Genomic DNA, 4,687 nt, shown 5'->3' on the forward strand with positions numbered 1-4,687 from the left:
CGTCTGCCGAAAACAGCTATCTACCGCGCAACTCACCACACGCGGCGACTTCATCAAAGCCCTCAAACACGAACTCCCCAAAGCCCTCAAAACCCTCCAGCACAGCAATATCGCCCCCGTAGACATGGCCCAAGCCAGCATCGGCCCCGGCATGGCAATCTACACCCGCTACAGCAAAGTCATGGAAGCCGACGGTTCCCCCATGTCAGTCCGCACCGCCCTCCAACTCATCAACAAATCCCTCGACCAATACCTCTCCGAGCAAGCAGGCGACTACGACCCCGAAACCCGCTTCGCCATCACCTGGTTTGAGCAATTTGGCATCTCAGAAGGCGAATACGGCATCGCCGAAACCCTCGCCACCGCCCGCAACGTCTCCGTCCAAGGCGTAATGGATGCCGGAATTCTCACCTCCAAAGCCAGCAAAGTCCGCATCTTGCGCCGTGACGAACTCCCCCAAGACTGGAACCCCCTACAAGACAAACGCCTCTGCATCTGGGAAGCCACCCAACACCTGATCCGCGCCTACCAACAAACCGGAGGAGAAACCGCCCCCGCCCACATCCTCAACCGCCTCAACCAGCGCAACAGCAGCCTCGCCGAAAGCGCCAGAGACCTAGCCTATCGACTTTACGCCATCTGCGATCGCAAAAAATGGTCAGAAGAAGCGATCGCCTACAACAGCCTCGTCACCGCCTGGTCAGACATCATCATCCGCGCCGACGCACTCAGACAAGAACAACCCGTCCAAACCCAATTATTTTAATAATATAAAGATGAAAAAAACTCAGCGGGTATTTTAGAGAAGAGTTTAAACCCATCGCATCTGAGGCACACACTCTGCTCTCAGCTTCTACAATGTAACAAAACTCACTCCTCTCTTATCCTTACCTGCTTACCTACCATGCCCTTAAGTAACCGCGATCGTGTCCAAAGAGGTCTAGAACTCCTCAAAGAAGGAATGATTCCCTACGCGGAACAACGATTTCAAGCGTTCTACGGCAAAGATTGGCTCAAGCAGGTTCAACCTATCCTTCGAGACGAGTTAGGCACAGACAGCGACGGCACTGTTCAATGGGATACCTACGCGCTGCTCAAAGTCATGAATCAAACCTGGCAAGACGTTTTTCGCGGCACACTAGGGCAAACCGAACGATCGTGGCTCAACGAGCTTCTCGCCGCCCGCAACGACTGGGCACACGAACGCCCCTTCTCGTCAGATGACACCTATCGCGCCCTCGACACCGCCGAGCGAATGCTAATGGCAGTCTCAGCGGCAAACCTCGCCAACGAGATCAAAAAAATCCGAGTCGATTTACAGCGAGATGTCTACGCAGAACAAGCCCGAAACCGCACCCGCTATGTCGCCAAATTAGAAGGACAACCCCAAGCCGGACTCAAACCCTGGCGAGACATCGTTTCCCCTCACCCCGATGTCGCCTCCGGCAACTACCAAAAAGCAGAATTCGCCGCCGATCTCGCACAAGTTCATCGCGGTGAAGCCTCCAGTGAATATCAAGACCCCAGAGAGTTTTATCAGCGCACCCACCTGACGCAAGGTTTAAAGGAGCTTCTCAGCAACGCCATCAAGCGGCTACTTCGCAACCAAGGCGACCCCGTAATCGAACTGCAAACCAACTTTGGGGGCGGCAAAACTCACTCTCTCTTAGCACTGCTTCACCTCTTCGAGAATCTCAAAGTCGCCTCTAATCTAGTCGGAGTCGATCAACTGCTCAAATCTTTAGAAGTCACCGACATTCCCCAAGTCGTCCACACCGCCGTATTTGTCGGCACATCACTAGGCGTAGACGAACGCTCCACCAAACCCGACGGCACCGAAATCCGCACTATCTGGGGAGAGTTGGCGTGGCAATTGGGCAAAAAAGCAGGCTACGCGATCGTGGCAGACGCTGACCAAAATCGTACCAGTCCGGGCACCGATTCCCTAGTCCGACTGTTCAAACAATTCTCTCCCGCCCTGATCATCATCGACGAGTGGATTGCTTATATCCGCAACGTCTACAACACGCCTTTTTTCGATGCCAATCTCACCTTTGCCCAAGCCCTCACCGAAGCCGCCACCGCTACCCCCAATACGCTAATCGTCGCCAGCTTACCCAAATCTCAACAAGAAGCCGGAGGGGAAGGCGGACAAGTTGCCTTAAATACGCTAAAGCACACCTTCAACCGAATGCAGACCAGTTGGCGACCTGCCAGCGCCGAAGAGAGTTATGAAATCATTCGTCGTCGTCTTTTTGAGCCACTCTCTGCCCAACAGTTTGCCGAACGAGATGCAGTCCTCAAAGGCTTTCTCACTACCTACAAACAACACCCGAATGATTTCCCATCCGAAACAAAGGAACTCAGCTACCAGCACAAAATGGAAAGCTGCTATCCCATTCACCCCGAACTCTTTGAGCGACTTTATAGTGATTGGTCTTCTCTAGAAAAATTCCAGCAGACTCGCGGCGTTTTACGCCTTATGGCATCGGTGATCCATTCACTTTGGGAGCAGGGCGATCGCAATCTGCTAATTTTGCCGTCCACCTTACCGATCGACGATCGCACCGTTGCCGACAGCCTCACCTACTACCTGGAAGACGGATGGAAAGCCGTCATCGACAAAGATATCGACGGTCAAAACTCTTCACCTCGAACGATCGACCAAGACAGTCAAACACTAGGTCGCTACTCCGCTAGCCGTCGCGTTGCCCGGACGATTTTCATTGGCTCTGCCCCTATCTCCCAAGGGCCAAACCCCGGCATCGAAGACCGAAAGATCAACTTAGGATGTGTTCAACCAGGTGAAACTGTTGCCACCTTCAGCGACGCGCTCCGACGCTTAGACGGCAAAGCCACCTATCTATACTCAGACTCTCGCCGCTATTGGTACTCGACCCAAGCAAGCGTCACTCGACTCGCAAACGATCGCGCTCAACAACAAGACGACGGCAACGTAAAAGCCAAAATCGTCGAGTATCTCCGCGCAGAAGCTGACAATCGCAAGCGAGTGGATTTTGCAGGATTACACATTTATGCCAACCCCGGCGATGAGATAGCCGATGAGACAGAAGCTCGGCTGGTGCTGCTGGGACCTGATTACCCCATCATCAAAAGCTCAGAAGACAATCCAGCCCAACAAATCGTCCAAGAGATTTTAGATAAGCGAGGCAATCAGCCTAGGCTATTCAAAAACACCTTAGTCTTTCTAGCGCCTGACAAATCTAAACTAACCACGCTAGAAGAAGCTGTTCGGCAAGCGATCGCGTGGCAGTCCATTCGCCAAGATTCCTCACTGGATCTCACCACCAATCAAGTCAAACAGGTTAATAAAAAGCTGGAGGATGCTGAGATTATCGCCCGTCGCTTAATTCAAGAAACGTGGATGTGGTGCATCTTTCCTGAACAAGCCCCCGAAAAAGCGGGAACCAAAGAAGTCAATCTCGACCCCATTAAGCTTGCTCCCCAAACTGACAAAACCGCGAGCTTGGCTGGCAAAGTCAGCAAAAAACTTACCTCCGATGAAACCTTATTGCCCAGCTATGGTGGCGATCGCCTCAAACTCGATCTAGAGCGGTATAACCTTTGGCAAGGCAAAGATCGCATTCAAATCAAGCAACTCTTAGAACTGTTTGCAACCTATCCTTATTTGCCGAGATTGAGAGATCAGCAATGTTTGTTTGATGCGATCGCAGGAGCATTTCACGGCAAACTTCTCTGTGAAGGCTTTGCCTATGCAGGTTCATACAATGAGTCTACAGATCAATACTTAGGATTAGTAACGATTGGTGGAACTCACTTCACAGTCAGTCTCTCCAGCTTTTTAGTCAAACCCGCGATCGCACTTGCACAAGTTGAGCGGGAGCAGCAAAAAGCTAATGCTGCAAGCAATACTGCAACAGCCACTAAAAAGCCGACAAATTCTGGCAGTACCATAGTTGTCAAAGATCCTGCCTCTGCAACTTATCCTGACAAAGAGGTTGAAAAGCAGGTACTCCAAAGATTTTTTGCCTCAGCGATCGTCGATCAACATCGAGTTGGCAAAGACGCTGGACGCATTGCTGAGGAGGTTATCCAACATCTCACCGATATCTTGGGAGCCAACGTTGAAGTCAAAATCGAAATCCAAGCTCATTTTCCTGATGGTGTGTCTGACCAAGTAGTTCGGACTGTCACAGAAAACTGCAAAACGCTGAAATTTCAGTCTTATGGGTTTGAGTCTGATTGATAATTGTCTTGATCTATCTTCTATATGTGAGTGTTGTGCTCGCGCCCTTAAAGGGATGGAAAAACGGAATTAAGTAAGCCAGATGGTGATAATGCTTTTCAAGCAAATACAATCATGCAAGCCTATTCAAGTGCAGTTAATCTTAAGCTCATTGTACGTCCGCTTCGATTGGTTCACCTGATTCGCGATCGCGAAGACTTGCTTGAGGGACTGGAAAAGGTACCCATTGAGGTGATTTCTAATTTGGCAAAACTTACAAATAATTAAATAACTGCATAGGCAAAACAGTCACAACGACAAGTTAGCATTGCTTTTACACCCCCAGAGCTTCTCACAGACGAGCTTACCTTGGCCTGTTGTGATTCGTCGTTCGTCATTCTTCTGTAATGATTTGTGTATCGATCGCCTAAGTACAGGACAAAAAACTTAGAACCTGCAAGAAATCATTCATTTTCTGCT

3 protein-coding genes are annotated in these 4,687 nt (G+C 50.4%); all 3 read left to right on the top strand.

The genetic code is table 11. The annotated features are described in order from the left end of the window. On the top strand, nt 1-766 hold a 766-nt coding region (locus ACKFKF_RS34345; protein WP_446871847.1), incomplete at its 5' end, for a hypothetical protein. Between the two features lie 138 nt (nt 767-904). After that, nucleotides 905-4,228, top strand: coding sequence for a DUF499 domain-containing protein (locus ACKFKF_RS34350; RefSeq protein ID WP_446871848.1), 3,324 nt, complete (start codon nt 905-907; stop codon nt 4,226-4,228). 114 nt (nt 4,229-4,342) lie between these two features. Then, the gene (locus tag ACKFKF_RS34355) at nt 4,343-4,495 is read left to right on the top strand and encodes a hypothetical protein (RefSeq protein WP_446871849.1); all 153 of its coding nucleotides are present in this window, start codon (nt 4,343-4,345) and stop codon (nt 4,493-4,495) included. The last annotated feature ends 192 nt before the right edge of the window (nt 4,496-4,687 follow it).

It is taken from the genome of Phormidesmis sp. 146-12 (assembly GCF_052939495.1).